This is a genomic window from Paenibacillus terrisolis (assembly GCF_056171975.1).
Genome location: NZ_JBKFGG010000006.1, coordinates 287,081 through 307,847, shown reverse-complemented (window position 1 = coordinate 307,847; position 20,767 = coordinate 287,081). Strand labels below are relative to the sequence as shown.

23 protein-coding genes are annotated in these 20,767 nt (G+C 50.2%); 7 read left to right on the top strand and 16 right to left on the bottom strand.

Annotated elements, in window-relative coordinates:
- Positions 1-6: 6 nt before the first annotated feature.
- The 5 genes from ACI48K_RS09115 to pxpB all read right to left on the bottom strand — a co-directional run bounded on the left by ACI48K_RS09115 (position 7) and on the right by pxpB (position 4,595).
- Positions 7-1,074: an ABC transporter substrate-binding protein gene (locus tag ACI48K_RS09115; protein WP_475027265.1), complete on the bottom strand. Its 1,068-nt coding sequence runs from the start codon at positions 1,072-1,074 to the stop codon at positions 7-9.
- Positions 1,075-1,165: 91 nt separating this feature from the next.
- Complete coding sequence (locus ACI48K_RS09110) at positions 1,166-1,972, bottom strand: ABC transporter permease (protein WP_475027264.1); 807 nt, start codon at positions 1,970-1,972, stop codon at positions 1,166-1,168.
- Between the two features lie 18 nt (positions 1,973-1,990).
- A complete protein-coding gene (locus ACI48K_RS09105; protein ID WP_475027263.1) occupies positions 1,991-2,767 on the bottom strand; it encodes an ABC transporter ATP-binding protein in 777 nt (258 codons plus the stop codon).
- Positions 2,768-2,821: 54 nt separating this feature from the next.
- A complete protein-coding gene (locus ACI48K_RS09100) occupies positions 2,822-3,835 on the bottom strand; it encodes a 5-oxoprolinase subunit C family protein (protein WP_475027262.1) in 1,014 nt (337 codons plus the stop codon).
- A complete protein-coding gene (pxpB, locus tag ACI48K_RS09095; protein WP_475027261.1) occupies positions 3,813-4,595 on the bottom strand; it encodes a 5-oxoprolinase subunit PxpB in 783 nt (260 codons plus the stop codon). The genes ACI48K_RS09100 and pxpB overlap by 23 nt, the downstream gene beginning before the upstream one ends.
- A gap of 274 nt (positions 4,596-4,869) precedes the next feature.
- On the opposite strand from pxpB, the gene ACI48K_RS09090 reads away from it, so the two are divergent.
- Both ACI48K_RS09090 and ACI48K_RS09085 read left to right on the top strand, forming a co-directional pair.
- Positions 4,870-5,646 carry an IclR family transcriptional regulator gene (locus tag ACI48K_RS09090; RefSeq protein WP_475027260.1) on the top strand — a complete coding sequence of 259 codons (777 nt, stop codon included), beginning with the start codon at positions 4,870-4,872 and terminating at the stop codon, positions 5,644-5,646.
- Between the two features lie 16 nt (positions 5,647-5,662).
- Positions 5,663-6,250, top strand: coding sequence for a GNAT family N-acetyltransferase (locus tag ACI48K_RS09085; RefSeq protein ID WP_475027259.1), 588 nt, complete (start codon positions 5,663-5,665; stop codon positions 6,248-6,250).
- Between the two features lie 13 nt (positions 6,251-6,263).
- On the opposite strand, the gene ACI48K_RS09080 is transcribed toward ACI48K_RS09085, so the two are convergent.
- Complete coding sequence (locus ACI48K_RS09080; protein WP_475027258.1) at positions 6,264-6,686, bottom strand: MarR family winged helix-turn-helix transcriptional regulator; 423 nt, start codon at positions 6,684-6,686, stop codon at positions 6,264-6,266.
- 256 nt (positions 6,687-6,942) lie between these two features.
- On the opposite strand from ACI48K_RS09080, the gene ACI48K_RS09075 reads away from it, so the two are divergent.
- A complete protein-coding gene (locus ACI48K_RS09075) occupies positions 6,943-8,430 on the top strand; it encodes an MFS transporter (protein ID WP_475027257.1) in 1,488 nt (495 codons plus the stop codon).
- Positions 8,431-8,557: 127 nt separating this feature from the next.
- Here ACI48K_RS09075 and ACI48K_RS09070 read toward each other — a convergent pair whose 3' ends face one another.
- Entirely contained in the window at positions 8,558-8,959 is a 402-nt protein-coding gene (locus tag ACI48K_RS09070) for a GNAT family N-acetyltransferase (protein WP_475027256.1), read from the bottom strand.
- A 229-nt stretch (positions 8,960-9,188) separates the two neighbouring features.
- Between ACI48K_RS09070 and ACI48K_RS09065 the strand changes: the two genes are divergently transcribed.
- Positions 9,189-9,893 carry a MerR family transcriptional regulator gene (locus tag ACI48K_RS09065; protein ID WP_475027255.1) on the top strand — a complete coding sequence of 235 codons (705 nt, stop codon included), beginning with the start codon at positions 9,189-9,191 and terminating at the stop codon, positions 9,891-9,893.
- A 461-nt stretch (positions 9,894-10,354) separates the two neighbouring features.
- Here ACI48K_RS09065 and ACI48K_RS09060 read toward each other — a convergent pair whose 3' ends face one another.
- On the bottom strand, positions 10,355-10,999 hold the full coding sequence (locus ACI48K_RS09060) for a class I SAM-dependent methyltransferase (protein WP_475027254.1): 645 nt from the start codon (positions 10,997-10,999) through the stop codon (positions 10,355-10,357).
- A 377-nt stretch (positions 11,000-11,376) separates the two neighbouring features.
- On the opposite strand from ACI48K_RS09060, the gene ACI48K_RS09055 reads away from it, so the two are divergent.
- Entirely contained in the window at positions 11,377-11,934 is a 558-nt protein-coding gene (locus tag ACI48K_RS09055) for an NADPH-dependent FMN reductase (protein ID WP_475027253.1), read from the top strand.
- 232 nt (positions 11,935-12,166) lie between these two features.
- Here the strand turns inward: ACI48K_RS09055 and ACI48K_RS09050 are convergent, their stop codons facing one another.
- Entirely contained in the window at positions 12,167-13,666 is a 1,500-nt protein-coding gene (locus ACI48K_RS09050) for an IMP dehydrogenase (RefSeq protein WP_475027252.1), read from the bottom strand.
- A 134-nt stretch (positions 13,667-13,800) separates the two neighbouring features.
- Here ACI48K_RS09050 and ACI48K_RS09045 point away from each other — a divergent pair, with 134 nt between their 5' ends.
- A complete protein-coding gene (locus ACI48K_RS09045) occupies positions 13,801-14,262 on the top strand; it encodes a NusG domain II-containing protein (RefSeq protein WP_475027251.1) in 462 nt (153 codons plus the stop codon).
- Here ACI48K_RS09045 and ACI48K_RS09040 read toward each other — a convergent pair.
- The 6 genes from ACI48K_RS09040 to ACI48K_RS09015 form a co-directional block, all read right to left on the bottom strand.
- Positions 14,259-14,456 carry a hypothetical protein gene (locus ACI48K_RS09040; protein ID WP_475027250.1) on the bottom strand — a complete coding sequence of 66 codons (198 nt, stop codon included), beginning with the start codon at positions 14,454-14,456 and terminating at the stop codon, positions 14,259-14,261. The genes ACI48K_RS09045 and ACI48K_RS09040 overlap by 4 nt on opposite strands.
- Positions 14,453-15,865 carry a sensor histidine kinase gene (locus tag ACI48K_RS09035; RefSeq protein ID WP_475027249.1) on the bottom strand — a complete coding sequence of 471 codons (1,413 nt, stop codon included), beginning with the start codon at positions 15,863-15,865 and terminating at the stop codon, positions 14,453-14,455. The genes ACI48K_RS09040 and ACI48K_RS09035 overlap by 4 nt, the downstream gene beginning before the upstream one ends.
- The gene (locus tag ACI48K_RS09030; RefSeq protein WP_475027318.1) at positions 15,862-16,569 is read right to left on the bottom strand and encodes a response regulator transcription factor; all 708 of its coding nucleotides are present in this window, start codon (positions 16,567-16,569) and stop codon (positions 15,862-15,864) included. Before ACI48K_RS09030 ends, ACI48K_RS09035 begins: the two co-directional genes overlap by 4 nt.
- 138 nt (positions 16,570-16,707) lie before the next feature.
- Positions 16,708-16,959 carry a DUF2933 domain-containing protein gene (locus tag ACI48K_RS09025; protein ID WP_475027248.1) on the bottom strand — a complete coding sequence of 84 codons (252 nt, stop codon included), beginning with the start codon at positions 16,957-16,959 and terminating at the stop codon, positions 16,708-16,710.
- A 30-nt stretch (positions 16,960-16,989) separates the two neighbouring features.
- The gene (locus tag ACI48K_RS09020; RefSeq protein ID WP_475027247.1) at positions 16,990-17,190 is read right to left on the bottom strand and encodes a DUF2933 domain-containing protein; all 201 of its coding nucleotides are present in this window, start codon (positions 17,188-17,190) and stop codon (positions 16,990-16,992) included.
- Positions 17,191-17,366: 176 nt separating this feature from the next.
- Positions 17,367-18,629: an alkaline phosphatase gene (locus ACI48K_RS09015; protein WP_475027317.1), complete on the bottom strand. Its 1,263-nt coding sequence runs from the start codon at positions 18,627-18,629 to the stop codon at positions 17,367-17,369.
- 228 nt (positions 18,630-18,857) lie between these two features.
- Here ACI48K_RS09015 and ACI48K_RS09010 point away from each other — a divergent pair, with 228 nt between their 5' ends.
- Entirely contained in the window at positions 18,858-19,868 is a 1,011-nt protein-coding gene (locus ACI48K_RS09010; protein WP_475027246.1) for a phosphotransferase enzyme family protein, read from the top strand.
- Positions 19,869-19,962: 94 nt separating this feature from the next.
- Here the strand turns inward: ACI48K_RS09010 and ACI48K_RS09005 are convergent, their stop codons facing one another.
- Positions 19,963-20,682 (bottom strand): YebC/PmpR family DNA-binding transcriptional regulator, encoded by a 720-nt coding sequence (locus ACI48K_RS09005; protein ID WP_475027245.1) that lies wholly within the window; start codon positions 20,680-20,682, stop codon positions 19,963-19,965.
- Positions 20,683-20,767 lie beyond the last annotated feature (85 nt).

Sequence of the window (20,767 nt, the reverse complement as noted above, 5' to 3'; positions counted from 1 at the left end):
TTTCATTTATGGAAGTAAAGATAAGTCCACCGTTTGATCAAAAGGAATTTCTTTATCGATCACGCCTTGCTCAATCTCGACATCGGATACCTTTTTCGCCCCTTCTTCCGTTACCTTAAGACCCTCAGGCACTTTGGCCAGCTGGTTTTTCACCGCTGTTTCCATGACATCCGCCGGAATTTTATCAAATTCCTTCAGCATCGCGGTGACGGCGGAAGCCGGATCCTGCTGTGCCCGCTGATTGATCTCGCTGCTTACTTGCAGGAACCGGCGAACGGCATCCTGATTCTTGTCGACCCAATCCGATTTCGCCATGACGGTAATACCGGCAAAATCATAAGGAGGATCGTACAATACCCGGTAATTCCCCGTCGCGATCATTTGCGATATCGTCGGCTCGGATACCATGCCACCGGCCGCTTTGCCGCTTTCAATCGCCGCCAGCATCGTTGCGCCGCTGCCGCCGTTGATGATTTGCACATCTTTATTCGCATCGATATTCGCTTCTTTCAGGCCTTCGCGAAGCCCCGTATCGGACAAGCTGCCTACTTTGGTTACCGCAAGCGTAGCTCCCTTTAAATCAGCGAGGGACTGGAATTTGGAATCTTTTTTCACGACCAGCGCGTAGCCGACACCGTTGAAAATCTCGCCGTAGGCTTTTACGCCAAGTCCGTTTTTTTGCTGTCTGAGCACATGCTCGTATGAGCCCAGTGCGATATCAAGGCTGCCGCCGACCAAGGCTTGAACCATGTCGGCACCGGCGGTAAAGCTTTCTTCTTTGATATGAATGCCCGCTTTTTCATAGGACCCGTCGTTAATCCCGATTTGGGCGATAATCGGAGTCATGCCGCCGCCAACCAAGCCAATGCGGATGGTCACATCCTCCTGCGGCTGTTCTCCGGTATTTTCGGTATTCCCTGTGCTGCTGTTATCCGTCCCCGAAGCCGGAGCGTTATTGCCGGATTGAGCGTCATTGGCCGGAGCCGATGAATTATTCGCGTTGCTGCCGCAAGCGCTCATCAAAGCCATCGTCAGAACGAGAAATAACGCCAGTAAAGTTTTTGTTGTTTTCACAGTGTGTTCCCTCCTTGAATACTTGGTTTTATATTGAAGCTCCGCGGCGCTTTGACCCTTTAGGGCAATCGCATCGGAAGTTGCAACCGGATTAGCGGTATTTAAGCAATCTCTTCTCAATTTGAATAATGATTTGCTCCAGGACTACGGCGATGATCATGATCAAGACCAGTCCGGTAAAAATGCCCGTCGTATCCAGCATGTTGGAGGAATAGGTTATGTAATAACCCAAACCGCGGTTGGAGCCCACCAGTTCGGCAATAACGGAGCCGATCAGCGCCATGCCGATGTTCAGCCTGAGACTGGTCAATATCCATACCGTAATGGACGGAAGCACAACCCATCTCAGCTTGTGAGTCCATTTCGCTTTGAAGGTGCTCATCATGTCGAGCAGGTCCTTGTCAATGTTTCGCACCCCTTCATACGCATTGTAAAAAGCGACGAAAATCACCATGGCGACCACCATCAGGATTTTGGATGACATGCCGATGCCGAACCAGACGATAAACAGCGGAGCCAGCGAAACTCTCGGCAGGCTGTAAAGCGCCATAATGTACGGGTAGATCCATTTTTGAAAAATGCCGCTGAAGGAGATCAGAATCCCCAGCAGCGTCCCCCCAACCATACCGATCAGTAAGCCTACGACCGATTCCTGCAGCGTAACGCTCATGTGAAACCATAAATCCCCGTTTAACGCCATTTCATAAATCCGCTTCACGATCAGCGAAGGTTTGCTGAGCCAAAAGGAATTGAAGGCACGCCCCGATAAGAGCTCCCAAAGACCCGTAAATACGATGAAGACGACAATCCGGCCCAGCCATACGTTTAAATTCCCGCGTCCTCTTCGGCGGCTTGAAGCGGCAGACGCCGTTTCGACCGATTTTGATGCCAGTGCCATAATGCGGTCCCCTCCTTTCTATCGTTCATCCGACATTTGCGCCCAAATCTCTTTTTGCAGTTCCTTAAACAGCGGATCAAATCGGATATCGTAAAAAGGACGGGGCCGCTCCAGATTGATATTAAACTCGGCTTTGATTCTTCCGGGTCGCGGCGACATGACGATCACCCGATCCGATAAAGCGATGGCTTCTTCGATGTCATGGGTGATGAACAGCACGCTTTTTCCTACGCGCTCCCAGAGTTGAAGAAATTGTTCCCCGATTTTCACCCGGGTTTGAGCGTCCAAGGGACCAAACGGTTCGTCCATTAAATAGATGTCGGGATCGTAAGCGAAGGTTCGCGCAAGCGCGACGCGTTTTCTCATTCCTCCGGACAGCTGCTTCGGATGATAATGACCGAAGCCTTCGAGCCCGACCATGGTCAAAAGCCGATTAGCCTGCTCCAACTGCTCCTCTTTGGATTTCCCTTTGATCTCGAGCGGCAGCCGAACGTTATCGATTACGGTTTTCCAGGGCAGCAAGGCATCATTCTGAAACACCATGCCTACCTGATCCGGCACGCCGCGAATGGCCTCTCCATCAAGGTAAGCCCCGCCGGCGGCAGGCTCCAGCAGCCCGGACACGACCTTGAGCAGCGTCGATTTCCCGCAGCCGCTGGGTCCGACAACCGAAACGAACTCGCCGTCCTCCACTTGAAGCCGAACTTGCTCCAGAGCCACGACATGTTGATCTTTGGAACGGTACTCTACTTTTAAATCACGAATTTCCAGCTTGGGATGGCTGCTGTTTCCCATGGTCTTTTGTTCCTTCCCTCCATACTGAATTTCATATCTCGAGTTAAACTCTTATCAAACCGAGCGCTGCAATTGTTCCAGACCGTCGCGAAGCGTACGAATCGCTGTTTCCCGGCGAATGTAATGCTGCTGGGCCTCTTCCAGCGATACGAGCCGAAACCGCAGCCGGCCGTTCATATTTACCTGTGCGAGGATCGGCAGATCGGCCGTAATGACCTGGGCGATTTTCGGATATCCGCCCGTGGTTTGCCTGTCGGCCATCAGCACGATCGGATTGCCGTCAGGCGGAACCTGAACCGTTCCCATCGTCACGGCGGACGAGATCATTTCCGTCTTTTCACTCAATTTGAGTTTTTCGCCAGACAGCCGGTACCCCATACGATCCGATTGCGGAAGCACCGTAAAAGCTTCGTTCTGAAAACGATGCCGGCTTTTCTCCAAAAACAGGCTGTATTCTTCGCCCGCAATAACCTGAACCGTCGGATTCGCCGCATACCGGGGAAAGAGCTCGGGACTGACCGCCCAAGCGCTGACGGCTCCGGATTCCCGCTCGGCTTCTCGGGCCAGCAGCCCAAGCAAGTTCAGGGTGTTCGAAGAGATGTCGCGAAGCTGCAGACGGTCGCCCTTGCGAAGAGCGCGCCCTTCGTACCCGCCGATTCCGGCGCGAAGGTAGGTGGACCTGCTGTTCATTTGCAGCGGCACATCAATCCCCCCGCCGATGGCCAGATAAGTTCGGCAGCCCTGGCGCACTTTTCCGAACGACAGCGTACTTCCCTTCGGCACAAGCAGTGTTCGCCAGAGAGGCACCGGTTTGCCGTTAAGCAGCGGGGACAAGTCGCCGCCGCAAACCGATATCAGCGCGGTCTGTTCAAAAAAGATTTCGGGGCCAAGCAGAGTAATTTCGAGTCCCGCTTCATTCTCTTCGTTCCCCACGAGCAAATTGGCGATCCTCAGGGCGAAAGCGTCCATCGCCCCCCCGACGATCACTCCGAATTTCTGCACTCCGTATCTGCCGAGATCCTGGACCGTCGTGAGCAGCCCAGGCTTAAGAACCAACATGCTCATCATCGCTTCCCTCCCACTCGTCAAATTCCTTGCGGGAGATCGGATAAAAACGAACGATGTCTCCCGATTGAAGCAGGGCCGGAGGCATGACTTCCGGAATGAACAGCTTGATCGGCGTTTTACCGATCAGCTGCCAGCCCCCGGGAGTATCGATCGGGTACACGCCCGTCTGATCTCCGGCAATTCCGACAGTTCCGGACGGAATGGACAAGCGCGGCGTTTGCCTCCTTGGCGTGGCGATCCGCTGCGACATGCCTCCCAAATAAGCGAAACCGGGCGCAAAGCCAAGCATGTAAACCAAATAATCCGCCGAAGCGTGAATCCGGATCACTTCATCAGCAGGCAGCCCGTGATGAGCGGCTACCGTCTCCAAATCGGGCCCAAGCTCTCCTCCGTAACAAACCGGAATCCGGATCACCCTTGCCGGATGGACGGATACTTCATCAAGCTCCTTCAGCATGCCCTTGACAAGATTCCGGGCGGTTTGAAACGGAAAGTATCCTCTTTCGTCCGCGAACCCGTCGTCATATTCGGCGGCAAACTCCAGCATGTCGTAATAAATCGTGACCGAAGTGAAGGACGGCACATATTCAATCATCCCGGGAAAGGGATGGCTTTCCAGATGATCCGCCAGCTGCCTGACCTTCCGATGCGTCTCTTCGTTAATCGATTCGCTAAACTTTATGACAAGAGCGGTGTCCCCCAGCGGAACGATATTTACGGCCGTGCTATCGAACAAAACGGAATTCTCACTTTTGGACATGCCGATTCGGCACCTCGCAACATGAGCAGCAGTTCATATTCATTTGAAAAACCCTCTTTCAACAATGAGTTCCGAATTTCGGAATGAGATAACCGAAAAATGAAAAACCGATATATACGATCATTATAGTGGGAATTGAATAAAAATCAAGCCGAAATTTTTGGAGGCGGCCGCAAGATTCAAACTTCCTCCCATTCGTTGTATACTGATACAAAAAGAACTAATCGGATTCGCTTATTTTTTGAGATGAAGCCAAGGTAACCGGGAGGCAATCGTGTTAAATAAAAACAAAACCGTGGTTAGATCCATGGATCTTCTGCAGCTTTTCTTAAACCATACCAAGCTCAACATAAATGAAATGGCCAAGCTGTCCGGCATCCCCAAGACGTCGGTTCACCGGATGATCGGCTCGCTCGAGGAAATGGGTTTTTTACATAAAGATAAAGACGGAAGATATTCGCTGGGGCTCATGTTCCTGCAATACGGCAATCTGGTGGCCGAGCGGCTGGATATCCGCCACATCGCCTTGCCGGTCATGCAGAAATTGCGGAATGAGGTCAAGGAAGCCGTTCATCTCGTCCTAAGGGACGGATATGAATGTATTTATATCGAAAAGCTGGATACGGATCACCCCGTTCGATTGTTTACCAAAATCGGGAGAAAAGCGCCTTTATACGCAGGGGCCTCCTCGCGGGTGATTCTCGCCTTTTTATCCGAAGAAGAGAGAGACGAATATTTAAACGAGGTAACGCTAAATCCTATCGCATCGGGGACCATTACGAACAAGCCAAAGCTTCTGGAAGCTTTGGAAGCTTCCAGAAAATCGGGTTACAGCTTCAGCCGATCCGAACTGGAGAACTATACCGCCGAGCTAAGCGCTCCTATATTCGACTATAGCGGGCAGATCACCGCCGCCCTTAGCATCGCCGGACTGGAAATTCAATTTCAGGAGGACCAGATGGCCGGGTTGATTCAAAAGCTTCAACTATCGGCTCTCGAAATATCGCAAAAGCTTGGATATACGCAGCCCGGCATCCTGAACAAGTTTTGATTAAGGAAAATACAGCATGACACTAACTGAAGGAGACTTTAGCGTGGACTTTTCGTTTGAAACTTCAGCGCATTGGAACGAATCATGGTGGGACAAGCTTGGGCCTATATACCGGGAGGCGTTCGAACACGGAGCCAAGCCGGAGAAAATTTTACGGAGCATGGTCGACCGGGGAGACGCATTTTTGCATGCGGGTTTTGCGGGAGATGAGACGATCGCGATGGCGATCACGGGTTTCAGCGGACCGAAGGAAAACCCACGGCTGATCATCGACTACATGGCGATTCGCCGGGATTTGCGCGGGCATGGGCTGGGAATGGATTTTTTTGAAAAAATACGCGACTGGGCGCAGCACGAACAAGACATTCAAGCCATCATTATCGAAGCGGAAGCGGAAGATACGGAAACCAACCGGCACCGGCTGAAGTTCTGGGAGCGCTGCGGCTTTATCGCCACAGAATACGTACATCAATACATCTGGGTGCCGGAGCCTTACCGGGCTTTGGTGCTGCCGCTTGCTCCCGGATTCAAGGTGAGCGACGACGGCCACTCGCTGTTTCGCGACATTATTTCCTTCCATGAAAAGTCGTTCCGGAAGAAGTAAACCCGGCGCATGGTTATTCGATTTTATTGTCATAGACCTTTTGCAGCAAAGCCGCCAGCTGTCTTGTTTCGTTTACCGTCAGGCAGCTCGCCAGGTTTCGGTTAAATTCATCCAAAATGGACTGCAGCGTCGGCTCGAACTCCACCGCTTTGGGCGTGGGATACAGCCGGTACGATCTGCGGTCTTTTTCGTCTAAGGTTCGCGTGACGAACCCGCCTTCCTCCAATTGTTTGACGCAGCGGGTCGTCGTAGCTTTATCGAATTTGACCAGGCCCGTCAATTGATCCTGGTTGAGTCCGGGTTGATCCAAAATCGCTTTAAGGTAGCTGTGATGTCCCCCGCCTCCCAAACCATGCTGTTTCAGAATGCAGGCCAGCTCCTTTTGATTGATTCTCGACAGGTAGGATATCAGTTTTCCGATTGGATACGGTTTCATTTGGCAGCTCCTCTTAGTTTAATGAAAGTTTACAAAAATAGTACTGCAAATTGGTTGCAAACGCAACTAAATAAGAGTAAACTGATACGTGCAATTCGTTGCGTTTGCAACTTTTTTGAAGATTATAGAATTTATAAATTTTCAGCAGAGCTGAACAATTCTATAATCGCAAGAAAAACTACAACTAAACGCGGTCTGTCTTCTTTGAATTTACGTCGATAGACGTTTTTATTATTAAAGCGAGGTGCGGCATCCTATGAATCCCAATATCGGAAATCAACGAATTACCTATCAGGACGATCCGGTAATCCAGAAAAAACGCTGGATGATTTTGATCGTGCTGAATCTGTTTACGTTTATGTCCACCCTGGACGGAAGCATCGTCAACATCGCGCTGCCTGAAATCTCAAGGAAGATGGCGCTGCCGGTCGCCCAAACGGAATGGGTCGTTACCGCTTATTTAATGACAATTTGCGCCGTCATTCTCTTCTTCGGCAAGCTTGGGGATATCGTCGGAAAAATCAAAATCTTCAAATGGGGCATGATCGTGTTTACGATCGGATCGCTGCTCTGCGGCTTCAGCTTCACGCTTCCGATGCTGATTGCTTCGCGCCTGATTCAGGCCATTGGCGCCTCCATGACGATGGCCAACAACCAAGGCATCATCACGGATATTTTTCCGGCGAACGAACGCGGCAAAGCGTTGGGCCTCATCGGCACCTTCGTTTCCCTAGGGAGCATTGCCGGACCGAGCCTCGGCGGCGTTATCGTATCGGGTCTGGGATGGGAATACATTTTTTGGGTGAATATTCCTGTCGGGCTGATTGCTATCGTGATCGGCTACAGAACCCTGCCTGTCGATCTAACCAAGCTTCATGCCAAAATCGACAAAGCCGGAAGCCTGCTGTTCCCGCTCTTTATACTTGCTTTGTTCGCGGGGCTTCTGCTTGGTCAGCAGCTTGGCTATTCGGACCTGCGGATCATCGCCTCACTGATTGCGGCCGTCGTGATTTTCATCGCGTTTCTTGTGCTTGAGATTCGCAAGCAGGAGCCGCTGCTGCAGCTGTCCCTGTTTAAAAATCCGCTATTCAGCTTAAGCATTTTATGCGGATTCCTGGTGTTTATCGCCAGCTTCTGCTTTAATATCATCGCTCCATTTTATACGCAGAGCATTTTGAATTTATCGCCGTCGCAGGCCGGCTTTCTGATGATGATCTTTCCGATCATCATGGTCATCGTTGCCCCGGTCAGCGGATCGTTGTCGGACAAAATCGGTTCCGAGCTCCTTACGTTTATCGGGCTTGTCGTCATGGTTATTGCGCAAACCGGACTTTCCCAACTGCATGACCGCAGCCCGATCGCTCTGGTTGGGGTCTGGATCGGCATGCTTGGCCTCGGTAGCGGTCTGTTTCAATCGCCGAACAACTCCCTTGTCATGTCCAAAGTGCCGAAAACACAGTTGGGCATCGCCGGAAGCATCAATTCGCTCGTCCGCAACATCGGGATGGTCGTCGGCATCACGGTGGCGACCACGACCCTATTCGGCGTGATGAGCGGCAAAGCGGGCCATCGCGTTACCGGGCTCGTCCCTGGCCGTCCGGATCTGTTTCTCTCCGGCATGCATGTCGTCTTTCTCACCTCGGCTTCCATCTGCCTCGCCGCGGCGCTGCTTACGGGATGGCGCCTGTGGGCGGCAAAACGCGTGAAAGCCGCTGCGGTTGCGGCGCCGTCGGAAAGCCATTAATCTCCATACGACAGAAGAAAACAAGACCGGTTTAAGGCACGGAACAGCTGCCTTCGAACCGGTCTTTTCTTTCGCTGACGCCGCGTTCGTCTAACGCCAAAACCCGGGTTCAATCAAGCCGTAAAACTTAGCCTCTTCTCATCCCGTAATAATCCGGATATACCAGCTTGAAACCATGCTTCTGGTAAAAAGCCAAGCTGGCGGTATCCGACAAGACCGTCACCTCCGCTTCCTCGGGCGCGTTTTGATCCAGATACGCCTGAAGCTCTCCGATGATGGCTTCCTCCACCCCGCAATCCTTGTAGGCCGGCTTGACGAGAATATCGACGATTTGAAAATAATAACCTCCGTCCCCGATGATTCTCCCCGTTCCGATCAAATCCGATGGTTCTTCTCCCTTGGCGATTACTCCAAACAGCGAATTTCTCAGCGCTGCGGCTGCGAGCGCTTCATCCACTTCTTTTACCCCCGCCTCTCTTCTGAGCTCATTAAACTCGGCAGCCTGCGGAATACCTTGCAATATCTTCATATTTCGATTTCTCCTCTCAAAGCGGCAGTATGAAAATGTCTCTACGCATACCACTTTACAACATTCATGCAAGTGAGAAGGTTTACGTGTTCTCATCATGAAATCAAAGGGGGATTCGTGATCCACCCTTATCATGCTGCTTTAATGCTTTACTTTAAGGTTTGCTTTCCGGGAGCGGTTTTGTTATATTCAGCAGCGAAACGAATACGTTATTAGGCGAGGTTATCAAATGCGCTACTATAAACCCGGCGAAATTGCCAAAGAGCTGCGGATCAGCACGAGCGCTCTGAGACATTACGAATCCTGGGGCGCCGTCCCCATTCCCGCCCGCGCGGCTAACGGCTATCGGCTATACACCGATGTGCATTTAGCCTATTTTCACTGCCTGCGGGCCATGTTCCCTGGTTTTGGAGTGGCCGTATCTTGTGAGGCGCTTCGTCATCTGCAAAAAGGGGAAAGCGACGCGGCCTTTGGGCTGGTAAACAAGGAACAGGCCAGCCTGCACCAGGAAAAGCTGGCCGCCGATCAAACGCTTGAACTGCTGCAGCATCTGGATGCCATACCGCTGCCCCCTAAAAAGCCGAAGCGTCCCATGACGATCAGCGAAGTCGCCGAATTTGCGGGAGTCGCCTCATCGGCGATCCGGCACTGGGAAAAGGAAGGCTTGCTGACACTTGCACGCGACCCGGAAAACGGTTATCGGCTTTTCACCCCCGCCGACCTGCGTAAAGTCCTGCTCATGCGCACCTTGCGAAGCACCGTATATTTTTTGAAAAGCATGAAAGAAATTATTAACGCTCTTGACGACCATAGCCCGGAGCAGGCGAGATCAATCACGCAGGACGCCATCCGGACGATTCACCGGCGGAACCGCGACCAGCTTCTGGGAATCCATCAGCTGGTTGAGCTGTGCAAGGTGCTAGGTCAAATTTGAACGCGGCGCCAAACAAATTATGGATATCTTGCTCATGTGGCAGGGGAAGTGGATGAATAACGTAGAAGTGAGGGTGTCCCAAAAGATTTCTCGAATAGCGGTATAAAATGGCTCTATTTCACTCCGAAACCGCGTTTTCCCGAAAATAGCGGCGCAAAATGGTCCTATCTTCAGAAAAACATCCAAAACCAAGGGGAAAAGGACCTATTCTGATAAAATAAGGCCATAAAACGGCGCTATTCACCCGGAATGAAGTCCCCAAGCGGAAATAAGACCCTTTTAGGCCGCTATTTTAAGTACGGAGTCGGAGGGATGCGGCGCTTGGGGATGGCGTTGACCAGACCAGACAACTAGTCCTAACCATTTGTTCTGACGCAAATCCATTCCTCGAAGTCGATCCGGTACTGGCAGCGGTCTGTCAGGGTTTTCTGCTCTGTTGTTATAGTAAGTTTTAGAGATATCTATATTTTCTCCGCCACAACGGTGAACGTCTTGGGAATACCTTTATCAAATACATCCGAGGAGAGATTCGGATGTTCTTCAAGCACCCGGATGAACAAGCCTTCACCGGCAACTGCGGTAACGATTTCGCCTAAATTCCAATTGCGAAGCTGCACCTTCTGGATTTCGTAACCGTGCCCTTCCGGCAGAAATTTGGAGAAGGCCACTTCTTTTTCTTCCAAAGAGTTGTCGAAATAATCCCCCGTTACCTTATGCTTGCGGATGTTCGCGGTCGTCCCTTTCGAGGTAATCAGCTTCGTGGTGACAGGGTGAAAATCCTGCAGCACCAGCTTTCCCCCTTTTTTAAGCAAGCTGTGAACGACATGAAACAACGGGCCAAGATCCTGAAAATAGTGGAGGATTCCATGTTCCATATATACGATGTCGTAGTCTCCCGATAATTGCTCCGGCGGCAGCTGCAGCACATCGGACAAGATGTAATGAAGCCGGGCTCCGGATTCCTCCGCCAACTCCTTGGCGTACTTTTCATTTTCTGCGGAAAAATCCACAACTGTAACCTCGGCTCCGAGCAAAGCCAGCGCAACGGCCTTAGTGCCGTTTGAACCAAGCAGGTTTGCTACTTTTTTGCCTTTCAGTTCCCCCATATATCCGAGCGCCTTGCCGATCCGTTTCGCCGGGTCTTCTTTAAGCTTCTTCGCCGCTTCTCCGGGTTGGCCAAAACGGCTGAGCCACGCTTGATAGGCTCCGGTATTCCACGAGCTTTTGTTCCGATCTGTCGTTTCCAGACGATATCCCTCCGCCTAAATGATCTATGATCTCTTTTTCTATTATGAACAACTTGAGATGCCGCATGCGCTTGTCGGTCTGAACGCCTGGGGCCTTATATAATATAGCGATGAAAATAAAAAATAACAATATATATATTTATTATTTTTTAATTATAAAAAGGTTGAATTTTCCAAGTCGGAATCGTATAATACTTTTTGTAAGTAACTTTATACTATATAGGAGGCTAAGTCTGATGTTGAAAATCGGCATTATTGTGGGTAGCACACGTCCGGGACGGAATACCGAAGCTGTAGCAAAATGGGTTTTTGAGCACGCTAAGCAAAGAACCGACGCGGAATATGAAATTGTCGATATCGCGGATTACAATCTTCCTCTTCTGGATGAGCCGGTTTCGCCGGCCATGGGCCAGCCGTACACGAAAGAACATACCAAAGCCTGGTCGGAAAAAATCAAATCCCTGGACGGCTTTGTGTTCGTCACTCCGGAATACAACCACGCCACCTCGGGCGCGCTCAAAAATGCCATCGACTTCCTCTACTATGAATGGAACAACAAGGCGGCCGGCTTCGTAGGCCTTGGCAGCGTTGGCGGCGCCAGAGCGGTTGAAAACCTGCGTCTTATCATGGGCGAACTGCAAGTGGCCGACGTCCGGTCGCAAGTGGCGCTTTCGCTGTTTACCGATTTTGAGAACTTCAGCGTGTTTAAACCCGCAGATATCCATCTTTCCGCGCTGAACACCCTGTTTGATCAGCTCGTTGCCTGGAGCGGCGCGTTAAAAACGCTCCGTTAAGGTTTCACATAAAAGGTGTCCGGTAATAACGCCAATACGATTCGTTACGGGAGTTGAGGGCATGCTTCAGTCTTCATGTAATGCTCCAACTGCACGTATTCTCCTCCGCCAGAAACTGAAGGACCGTAGTAACCATGGTCTCCAGTACCGTTTTCACCTGCTCCAAAATGGAAAAAGGGTGCCCCTCCGTCATCTATGATGACTCTTGGGACGCCCTTTTTTGTGCCTGATTTTATTCCGCGGAGAAGCTGTTCTCCTTCGCAATGACATCATGTGCGCCGCCTTCGACCAGGCTGGTGGCGGAAACCAGCGTGATTCTCGCCCTTTCCTGCAGTTCCTTCAGCGACTTGGAGCCGCAGTTGGACATGGTGGATTTCACTTTACTGATCGTTTTGTCCAGATTTTCCTTGAGGCTCCCGGCATAAGGTACGTAGGAATCCACGCCCTCTTCAAAGACGAGGCTTTGCTTGCCGCCGGTATCGTAACGCTGCCAGTTTCTCGCCCGGTTGGAGCCTTCGCCCCAAAACTCTTTGACGAAGTTGTTGCCGACTTTCAGCTTTTTGGTCGGGCTTTCGTCAAAGCGGGCAAAATAGCGTCCCATCATGACGAAATCGGCTCCCATCGCCAGCGCCAGCGTGATGTGGTAATCATGAACGATGCCGCCGTCGGAGCAAATCGGTACATAGATTCCGGTTTCCTTGAAGTACTTGTCCCGTTCCTCCGCAACCTCGATCAAAGCCGAAGCTTGTCCCCGGCCAATGCCCTTCTGTTCCCGTGTAATACAGATCGAACCACCGCCGATCCCGACTTTCACAAAATCGGCCCCGGCGTCCACCAGGTAACGGAAACCCTCGCGGTCGACGATATTTCCGCCGCCGATTTTAACATTGAAATTCCGCTTCACGTAATCAATGGTATCGCTCTGCCATTCCGTATATCCGTCCGAGGCGTCGATCACCAGTACGTCTACCCCTGCTTCGACCAAAGCCGGTACGCGTTCTTCATAATCTTTCGTATTGATCCCGGCGCCGACGATAAAGCTTTTGTTATCGTCCAATAGGGCAAGAGGATTTTCCTTATGGGTGTCGTAATCCTTGCGGAACACCAGATATTGCAGTTTTTGATGTTCGTCCACGATCGGCAGACAATTTAACTTGTGCTCCCAGATCAAATCATTGGCTTCCGACAGATTGATCCCGGCTTTACCGCAGATGAGCGAGGAAAACGGCGTCATGAATTCATGAATGGAAAGATCGGCCGAATCCCGGCTGATCCGGTAATCCCGGCTCGTAACGATACCTACAAGCTTTCCGTTTGGCGTGCCGTCGTCCGTGATCGCTACGGTAGAATGCCCCGTCTTCTCTTTTAAATCGAGGACATCTTGAAGGCGATGCCGCGGGGTCAGGTTGGAACGGCTCACGACGAAACCGGCTTTATATTCTTTGACCTTCCGAACCATAGCGGCCTGTTCCGAGACCGGCTGCGACCCGAAAATAAAAGAAATACCGCCGCATCGGGCCAGCGCAATCGCCATGTGGTGGTCGGAAACCGACTGCATGACTGCCGATGAAAACGGTATATTGATGGAAATGGCGGGCTGTTCGCCCTTTTTGAATTTGGTCAGCGGGGTTTTGAGCGTAACATCCGCCGGAGTACAATCCTTCGTCGTTAAATTGGGAATCAGCAAAAATTCGCTAAAAGTCCGGGACGGTTCAGAATAATAAAAAGCCATTCTATCAGCTCCTTTTCGGTTTTCTAAATTCTCAAGAGTTTACCACTAAGCACGCCTCGGAGTCAATAATCCTCATTACGTATGTACATCAAATCTACAAAGAAAGCACATATTTCCAAGCTAGAATGGACGGGTTGAACCAAAGAAATTGTCCGCTGGAGATGTGGCTGATGCGCAAAAGGGAGAAGATGTTCAAAAAAGGAGATCTGCTGCTGATCGGAGGAATTTTGATCCTTGCTGCGATTTTTATCGGCGCCGAACGGCTCTATGACCACGTTTCCGAGAGTCGGATCCCAGGCAACCGTTACGCGGCCATAAGAGTCGACAATCAGGTTTATCAAACCGTGGAACTCACCAAAGAGACGAAATATATCGAAATAAAAACGAACCGCGGATATGACCGGTTAAGGGTTCGGGACTACGGAATCGAAGTCGTCGAATCCGATTGTCCGCAAAAAATTTGTTTTACGTTCGGATTGATCACCAAACCGCGGGAAACGATCATCTGCTTGCCGCTGCGCATGTTTATCGAAGTCAGCGGCGCGCCGGGCGATATAAAGAACGGAACGGACGATTTGGACGCCATCATCCATTAATCTTTTTTGCGGCCAACCAGATAATAGATCAACCCGAGAATACCGGCTGCCAGTACGATAACGAAACATACACCGCCCATCGACCGGCCTAATTGAAGGACGGAGAAGCCCCCGAAGGAAGTCGCCGACACGGAAAGGCAGAAAATTCCCGTCAGGATCAATATAAACGCTGCGAGCCAATCCGCTCTCTTCATGACAGCTCCTCCTTTTTGGGATGCGGAAACATAAGCGTAAATGCGGTTCCTACGCCCAAACGGCTGCTGACCCGCATTTCTCCCCCTTGAAGCTCCACCAGTTTTCTGGCGATCGGAAGTCCCAGGCCGGTTCCCCCATGCTGCCGGGAGCGGGATTTCTCCACCCGGTAAAACCGGTCGAATACATATGGAACTTCGGCCTCGGGAATGCCGATTCCGGTATCTTCCACCGTCAGCTCAACCGATGTGCCGCTTTGCTCTAAACGAACCGTAATCCCGCCGGATTCCGTGTAACGCACCGCATTCTCCAAAAGGTTGATCAGCACCTGCTCCATCCTTAAACCGTCGCCATAAATCAGCGGAATGCCGCTGCCAATCCGGGTGTTCATTTCAAGCCCTTTCTCACCGGCCTTAAGCCGGATCTTACGAACGGCGTTGTCGACAATCTCGCTCAAATCGATCCATTCCAGCGTCAGGCTGATTTTTCCTTCCTCCATTTTCGCGAGTTCGAACAGATCATTCACCAAATGCTGCAGCCGCTGTGCCTCCTGGTGAATAATGTCCAGGTACATGTCCCTTTCTTCCTCGGTCTCGTACAGACGCTCCCGAATGACTTTGGCATACCCTTCCAGATAAGTGATGGGCGTCCGCAGTTCATGCGAAATATTGGCCAAAAACTCCTGCCTCGTATCCCGGTATCTCTGCAAATCCTCCGCCAGATTATTGATCTCCCCCGCCAGCGACCCGATTTCATCGTGCTGGACAATGCTTAGCCGGGTTTCCAGTTCGCCCGCGGCGATTTTCCGGGTAGCCTCCTGCATTTGCAGCAGCGGTCTTGACAGTACATTGGCCAGAATCCAAACAATCCCGAGCGCCAGCAAAAACGCCCCGATCCCCGATAGAATCACCAATCTTCTTACCGCGGAAATCGAATCATCCATGTGCTGCGTCGAGGACAATACATACAAGGCGGAACGGATCGCCGATCCGCTTCCGTCCCGAACCGGTTTGGCCGACACGAAATATCGCTCGCCATCCGCGTCCGTATGCTTCAGTTGTACGGATTTCCCCGTGAACAGAGCTTTGACGTCCTTCGTGCGGATAAAGGAACGATCCGAGATATTATGGCTGCCGGAATGCGCAAGAACGTTCCCTTTTGAATCGATAAACAGAATGCTGACATCCGAAAAGTCGGCATATTGAAGTAGAGTCTGTTCCGTCGAGACATTGGATGAGACATCCGTCATCGCCGCAAAATGCAGCGCCAGCTCATCAACCTCCGTCCGCATCTCCGCGTTGTAGAAATTCGCAAACATGCGATCGATAGCTAGGCCCAGCGAGATTAAAACGACGGCAAACACGGATAAAATGATCAAACCCAGCTTCAGCCCGATCCTGTTTTGTCTCATTTCGGCGTGCCCGCCCCGTTAAACTTGTACCCGACACCCCATACCGTCTGAATCGGATTGTACGAAAGCCCGGCCTTTTGCGCCTTATCGCGGATATTCTTGATATGCGTATCGACGACGCGAACGTCGCCGTCATAGTCGTATCCCCAAATCATGCTGACCAATTCTTCCCTGCTGAAGGCACGCTGCCGATTTTTGGCCAGCGTCAGCAGCAAATCGAATTCCTTGGGCGTAAACTCCGCCTCAAGCTGGCGAATGTGGACCTCGCGACCCTCCGGCAGTATTTTGAATTCCTGAAATTCCATGACCTGCTCTTGCGGAGCGGCGTTTTGCGTCATCGCGGAGCGGCGAATCAATGAAAACACGCGGGCAAGCAGCTCTTCCGGTTCAAACGGCTTCGTCAAATAATCGTCCGCTCCAATGCCAAGTCCATGTACTTTATCTTTGGTTTCCGAGCGTGCGGTCAACATGAGGATCGGAAGGTTGCCCGTTTCTCGAACAGCTTTGCACACCTGCCACCCGTCCATATCCGGCAGCATGATATCCAATAAAAGAATGTCGAATTCGTGCTTATTCACCATCGCCAAAGCTTCCGACCCATTTGAAGCTTCTTTGACTTCAAAGCCTTCCTTCGTCAAATAAATGCGCAGCAAATTGCGCATGTTCCATTCGTCATCCACCACTAAAACCTGAAGCTTGGCCAGGATGATCACCACCTTTACGATATAAACGAAGCGTCGGTACGCAAAGGCTCGCTAAAACCTCCTTCGCGCCGGCGCTTGTCCGTCACTCTGCCCTCATTGTATAGCAAGAGAGGCCAATGCCGCCAGTTAAAGGGGCTGCTACGGTCTCTTCTTGCCCGACATCAGCGGCATCAGAACCAAATGCGACAGCGGGCAAATCAGCAGCAGCAAATACGTTGCCGCGTTGGGACTTGCTCCGGCCGCTCGGTTAATCAGAAATAAAGCCACGAACAATACGATGGGCAGCACGCAGCATAATAACATCATCAGTCGATGCTTATTTGACTTATGATCATGCATTTCGTTTCCGTGCTCATGATTTTGATGATTCGAGTCGCCGCAACAGTTCATTTTCTTACCTCCTTTTCATGTTTACAGAATTTAACGGGACAGCTTTTGAATTTCCTGTCTCATCTGCTCGTTTTCGGATTTGAGCGCTTGAAGCTCATCATAAATCGCTTTTTGTCTGTCTTCCTCGCTTTGACGCCCGTGGGAACCATGCTGATGGGAGCCGCGCATTCCGAACATCATGAAAACCATCATCAGCGGACAAGCAAGCACAAGTAACCAAGACCAATCCATAAAAAATATTCCTCCTCTTAAATCCTTGATGTTCTCATTCTAGACCGGGGTTGTGTGGAAATGATGAAGAAAGCTCCAAGTTTGCGCGGACATTGGGACCATAACGAAAAAACGGAAGCCGATTCCGAAGAATCGCGCTCCCGTTTTGGGTAAAACGCTTAAACGATGTGAAGCCGTTATTTTTTCACTTTCAGTCCGGTAGCTTGAATCAGCTTGCTGAAGATTGCCGTATTTTCGTATACGCCCGTGAAAAGGTTGGCGTTTTTGCCTATAGCGGTAACCGGTACGTCCACAGCCGTATGTCCCGAAGTCGTCCAGTCAATGAAAAATTGTTGGTTCGAGTTGGCGATGGCAAACGGACCGTCTTCTTTGGAAATATCATCTCCGGATTCGTCTTTGTCGTCCGCTTCTTCGATGGAGAGTCCGCCGGTTTCATGGTCGGCCAGAACTAGTACGAGCGTATCCGGGTTTTTCTTGGCAAAATCTTTAGCTACTTTCACGGCTTTATCGAGTTCTTGACCAGCTTTAATGGTCAGCTTGGCGTTGTTGGAATGCGCCATTTCGTCCGTTGCTTCTTCTTCTACCATGAGGAAAAAGCCTTTTTTGTTCTTGGAAAGCGTGTCGATCGCTTTTTTCGTCATGTCGGGAAGCGATACGACCGGATTATAGATGTCCCCTTCGCCCTCCGGTCTTTGTTGGAACATTTCTTCGTTTGCGAACAGTCCGAGAAGCTTGCTGTTATTTGATTTTTGCATATCGGCTTTGTTCGCTACATAGGTGTAACCCAATTGCTTGGCTTTGTCGATCAGATTGCCTTGCGTGCCTTTGCTTTTTTCCGAAGGATCTTCGGCCGGTTCGTCTTGGAACTTGCCGGGAGTGCCTGCCGGATACCAGAAGTCTTCGCCGCCGCCAAGGATGACATCAAGCTTGCTTTTCGTCAAAAATTGCAGCGCGATATCGCTTTGTTTGGCACGGTCTTCCACGTGTGCGCCAAAAGCGGCGCCGGTAGCATCCGTAACTTGGCTCGTCGTAACGACCCCGGTCGATCTGCCGGCTTCTTTTGCATATTCCATAATCGTTTTCACCGATTTTTTGTTAGCATCCATGCCGATGGCGCCGTTATACGTTTTTACCCCGCTGGCAAAAGCCGTAGCGGCTGCAGCCGAATCCGTAACGCTGGTTGTCGAGCTGGTGTGGAACAATCCGGTATACGGCATATCTTCCATTTGAAGGCTGCCCTTCTCACCCACGGTAGCAAGACGGATGGCGTCCCGTGCAGCCAGTCCCATGCCGTCGCCGACGAACAAGATGACGTTCTTCGTTTGGACCGTTGCCGCATCGGCATTGTTGGCCGACTGAGTGGTTACGATGCTGGTTACCAGAAGTGTTGCGGCTGCCGTAGCCGCCATTGCCTTGCCAAAACGAGTTTTCTTTTGCATATTCATAAAATTGAACACCCTCCTCTTTGGTAATACTCCCTGTTATAGAGTAGGGTTCATATATTAAGAGAATGTGTTTGAATTGTACTTTCATTGTTAAATTATAGTAAGTGAGTATAATTTTACGAAGCTTTACTTTTCTGCTTGGCATGAAATTTGTGAAAGCTTGATGAAAAATATAGTATGAATCTAACGGTCCGATACTTTTTTTCATAGGAGGCACTAGATATGAGCTGTCAAAATAAATCCACATTTAGGCAAGCAGAGAAACTTTACAATGCAAAAATAATCAGCGAAAACGCTTTGGGAAATTCCGCGAATCTCATTTTTGAAATGACAATATCAGGAAATCCTGTTATTTTGAGAGTTTCCGAATATACAGAGAACAAAAAACGGCATATCGATTTTGAATTGAATTGGATGGCCTATCTATCATGCGAGATCAATAACATCGTTCAGCCGATAAAAAGCTTATACGGCAATCTATACGAAATTATTGACGCGGATAGCGAAAAATTTATTGTGTGTGTGTTTGAAAAGGCGAACGGCCGCACCGTAAACTTAAAAAACCGCAATGAATGTAATGAATCCTTATTCATGGATATCGGTTCAATCATGGGAGACATGCACAGACGTACCGTGGGTTATGCATACAATGAAACTGACGCCAAAAGGTTTGCTTGGAATAACAGTGCGTTTTTCTGGCCGGAATACAACAGGATCATTGACGAAGAGGTTCAACCGATTGCTCTCAAATATATAGAGGAACTTCACTTGCTGCCGAAGACTAAGGAAAACTATGGAATTATTCATGAAGATATACATGAGCATAATTTTTTTGTGGATAACGGGCAGATCAAAATATTTGACTTTGACGACTGCCAGGTTAGCTGGTATGCCTGCGATATTTCGACAACGCTCTATCAACTTGTGCAATCCGCTGTTCCTTATAATAATGCAAAAGATCGCACGGAATTCGCGGAAACATATCTTCTTGCGTACTTGAAGGGCTACTTGCAGACCAACACAATCGATGAATACTGGATTCGGAAACTCGATATTTTCATGAAATATCGCAGAACAGGGTCTTATAAATTTATACAGAACATCTACAAAGATACCTTTAATCCGCACGAGGAATATTTGAATTGGTTAAAAAAAGGAATTATTGCCGATACGCCATTCGTTGAACTAAATTATACGAAAATAATCAATAGTGTACCGGTCACCCGCAGCTAATCAGCATACAAAAAAAAAGACCGGCAAGGGAACGTACCTGTCGGCCTGTTTGTATCATATTCCGCTCCAAGTATGTACCTGGTTTCGGGACTTCCTATTCTTCAAATTCCACGTTGTGATAAACTTGCTGCACGTCTTCCAAATCTTCCAGCGCGTCAATCAGTTTCTCGAATTGAGCCTGAGTATCTGCCGGCAGCGTCACGTAATTTTGCGCCAGCATTGTCAGCTCGGCTACGGTAAACTCGGTAACCCCGGCGTTTTTGAGCGCTTCCTGCACGACATGGAATTGATCGGGCTCCGCATATACGATGACGGACTCGTCTTCTTCCAGGATATCTCGCACTTCAACGTCCGCTTCGAGCAAGACTTCCAGCACTTCATCCACGGTTTTGCCTTCCAGCCCGATAACGGCCGTTGCGTCGAACATATAGGCAACCGACCCGCTGACCCCCATATTTCCGCCGTTTTTGTTGAAAGCGGAACGCACTTCCGGAGCGGTACGGTTCACGTTATTCGTAAGTGTATCCACAATGACCATGGCCCCGCTTGGTCCAAATCCTTCGTAACGAAGCTCCTGATAAGTTTCTTCGCCGCTGCCCTTCGCTTTATCCAAGGCGCGATCGATGATCGCTTTCGGCACGTTATATGTTTTTGCCCGTTCAAGTACGACTTTTAATGCCCGGTTCGATTCCGGATCCGGCTCGCCCTTCTTGGCCGCCACGTAGATTTCGACCCCAAACTTCGCGTAAACCCGGCTGGTGTTGGCGTCTTTTGATGCTTTCTTTTCTTTAATATTGTTCCATTTGCGCCCCATACTCTTCCCACTTTCTTTTTTTACTTCCTGTATATTATAACCGATTTCCCGTCAATTTTGGACTCCCCTCGCTATCTCTGAGAAA

Excerpts from the sequence above, each read along its gene's own strand:
- ACI48K_RS09105 (WP_475027263.1), bottom strand. The coding sequence starts at position 2,767 with ATGGGAAACAGCAGCCATCCCAAGCTGGAAATTCGTGATTTAAAAGTA.
- ACI48K_RS09085 (WP_475027259.1), top strand. The coding sequence starts at position 5,663 with ATGACACTAACTGAAGGAGACTTTAGCGTGGACTTTTCGTTTGAAACT.
- ACI48K_RS09100 (WP_475027262.1), bottom strand. The coding sequence starts at position 3,835 with ATGATGAGCATGTTGGTTCTTAAGCCTGGGCTGCTCACGACGGTCCAG.
- ACI48K_RS09010 (WP_475027246.1), top strand. The coding sequence starts at position 18,858 with ATGAGCTGTCAAAATAAATCCACATTTAGGCAAGCAGAGAAACTTTAC.
- ACI48K_RS09075 (WP_475027257.1), top strand. The coding sequence starts at position 6,943 with ATGAATCCCAATATCGGAAATCAACGAATTACCTATCAGGACGATCCG.
- ACI48K_RS09055 (WP_475027253.1), top strand. The coding sequence starts at position 11,377 with ATGTTGAAAATCGGCATTATTGTGGGTAGCACACGTCCGGGACGGAAT.
- pxpB (WP_475027261.1), bottom strand. The coding sequence starts at position 4,595 with ATGTCCAAAAGTGAGAATTCCGTTTTGTTCGATAGCACGGCCGTAAAT.
- ACI48K_RS09070 (WP_475027256.1), bottom strand. The coding sequence starts at position 8,959 with ATGAAGATATTGCAAGGTATTCCGCAGGCTGCCGAGTTTAATGAGCTC.
- ACI48K_RS09040 (WP_475027250.1), bottom strand. The coding sequence starts at position 14,456 with ATGAAGAGAGCGGATTGGCTCGCAGCGTTTATATTGATCCTGACGGGA.
- ACI48K_RS09065 (WP_475027255.1), top strand. The coding sequence starts at position 9,189 with ATGCGCTACTATAAACCCGGCGAAATTGCCAAAGAGCTGCGGATCAGC.
- ACI48K_RS09005 (WP_475027245.1), bottom strand. The coding sequence starts at position 20,682 with ATGGGGCGCAAATGGAACAATATTAAAGAAAAGAAAGCATCAAAAGAC.
- ACI48K_RS09060 (WP_475027254.1), bottom strand. The coding sequence starts at position 10,999 with ATGGGGGAACTGAAAGGCAAAAAAGTAGCAAACCTGCTTGGTTCAAAC.
- ACI48K_RS09035 (WP_475027249.1), bottom strand. The coding sequence starts at position 15,865 with ATGAGACAAAACAGGATCGGGCTGAAGCTGGGTTTGATCATTTTATCC.
- ACI48K_RS09110 (WP_475027264.1), bottom strand. The coding sequence starts at position 1,972 with ATGGCACTGGCATCAAAATCGGTCGAAACGGCGTCTGCCGCTTCAAGC.
- ACI48K_RS09050 (WP_475027252.1), bottom strand. The coding sequence starts at position 13,666 with ATGGCTTTTTATTATTCTGAACCGTCCCGGACTTTTAGCGAATTTTTG.
- ACI48K_RS09025 (WP_475027248.1), bottom strand. The coding sequence starts at position 16,959 with ATGAACTGTTGCGGCGACTCGAATCATCAAAATCATGAGCACGGAAAC.
- ACI48K_RS09080 (WP_475027258.1), bottom strand. The coding sequence starts at position 6,686 with ATGAAACCGTATCCAATCGGAAAACTGATATCCTACCTGTCGAGAATC.
- ACI48K_RS09020 (WP_475027247.1), bottom strand. The coding sequence starts at position 17,190 with ATGGATTGGTCTTGGTTACTTGTGCTTGCTTGTCCGCTGATGATGGTT.
- ACI48K_RS09015 (WP_475027317.1), bottom strand. The coding sequence starts at position 18,629 with ATGCAAAAGAAAACTCGTTTTGGCAAGGCAATGGCGGCTACGGCAGCC.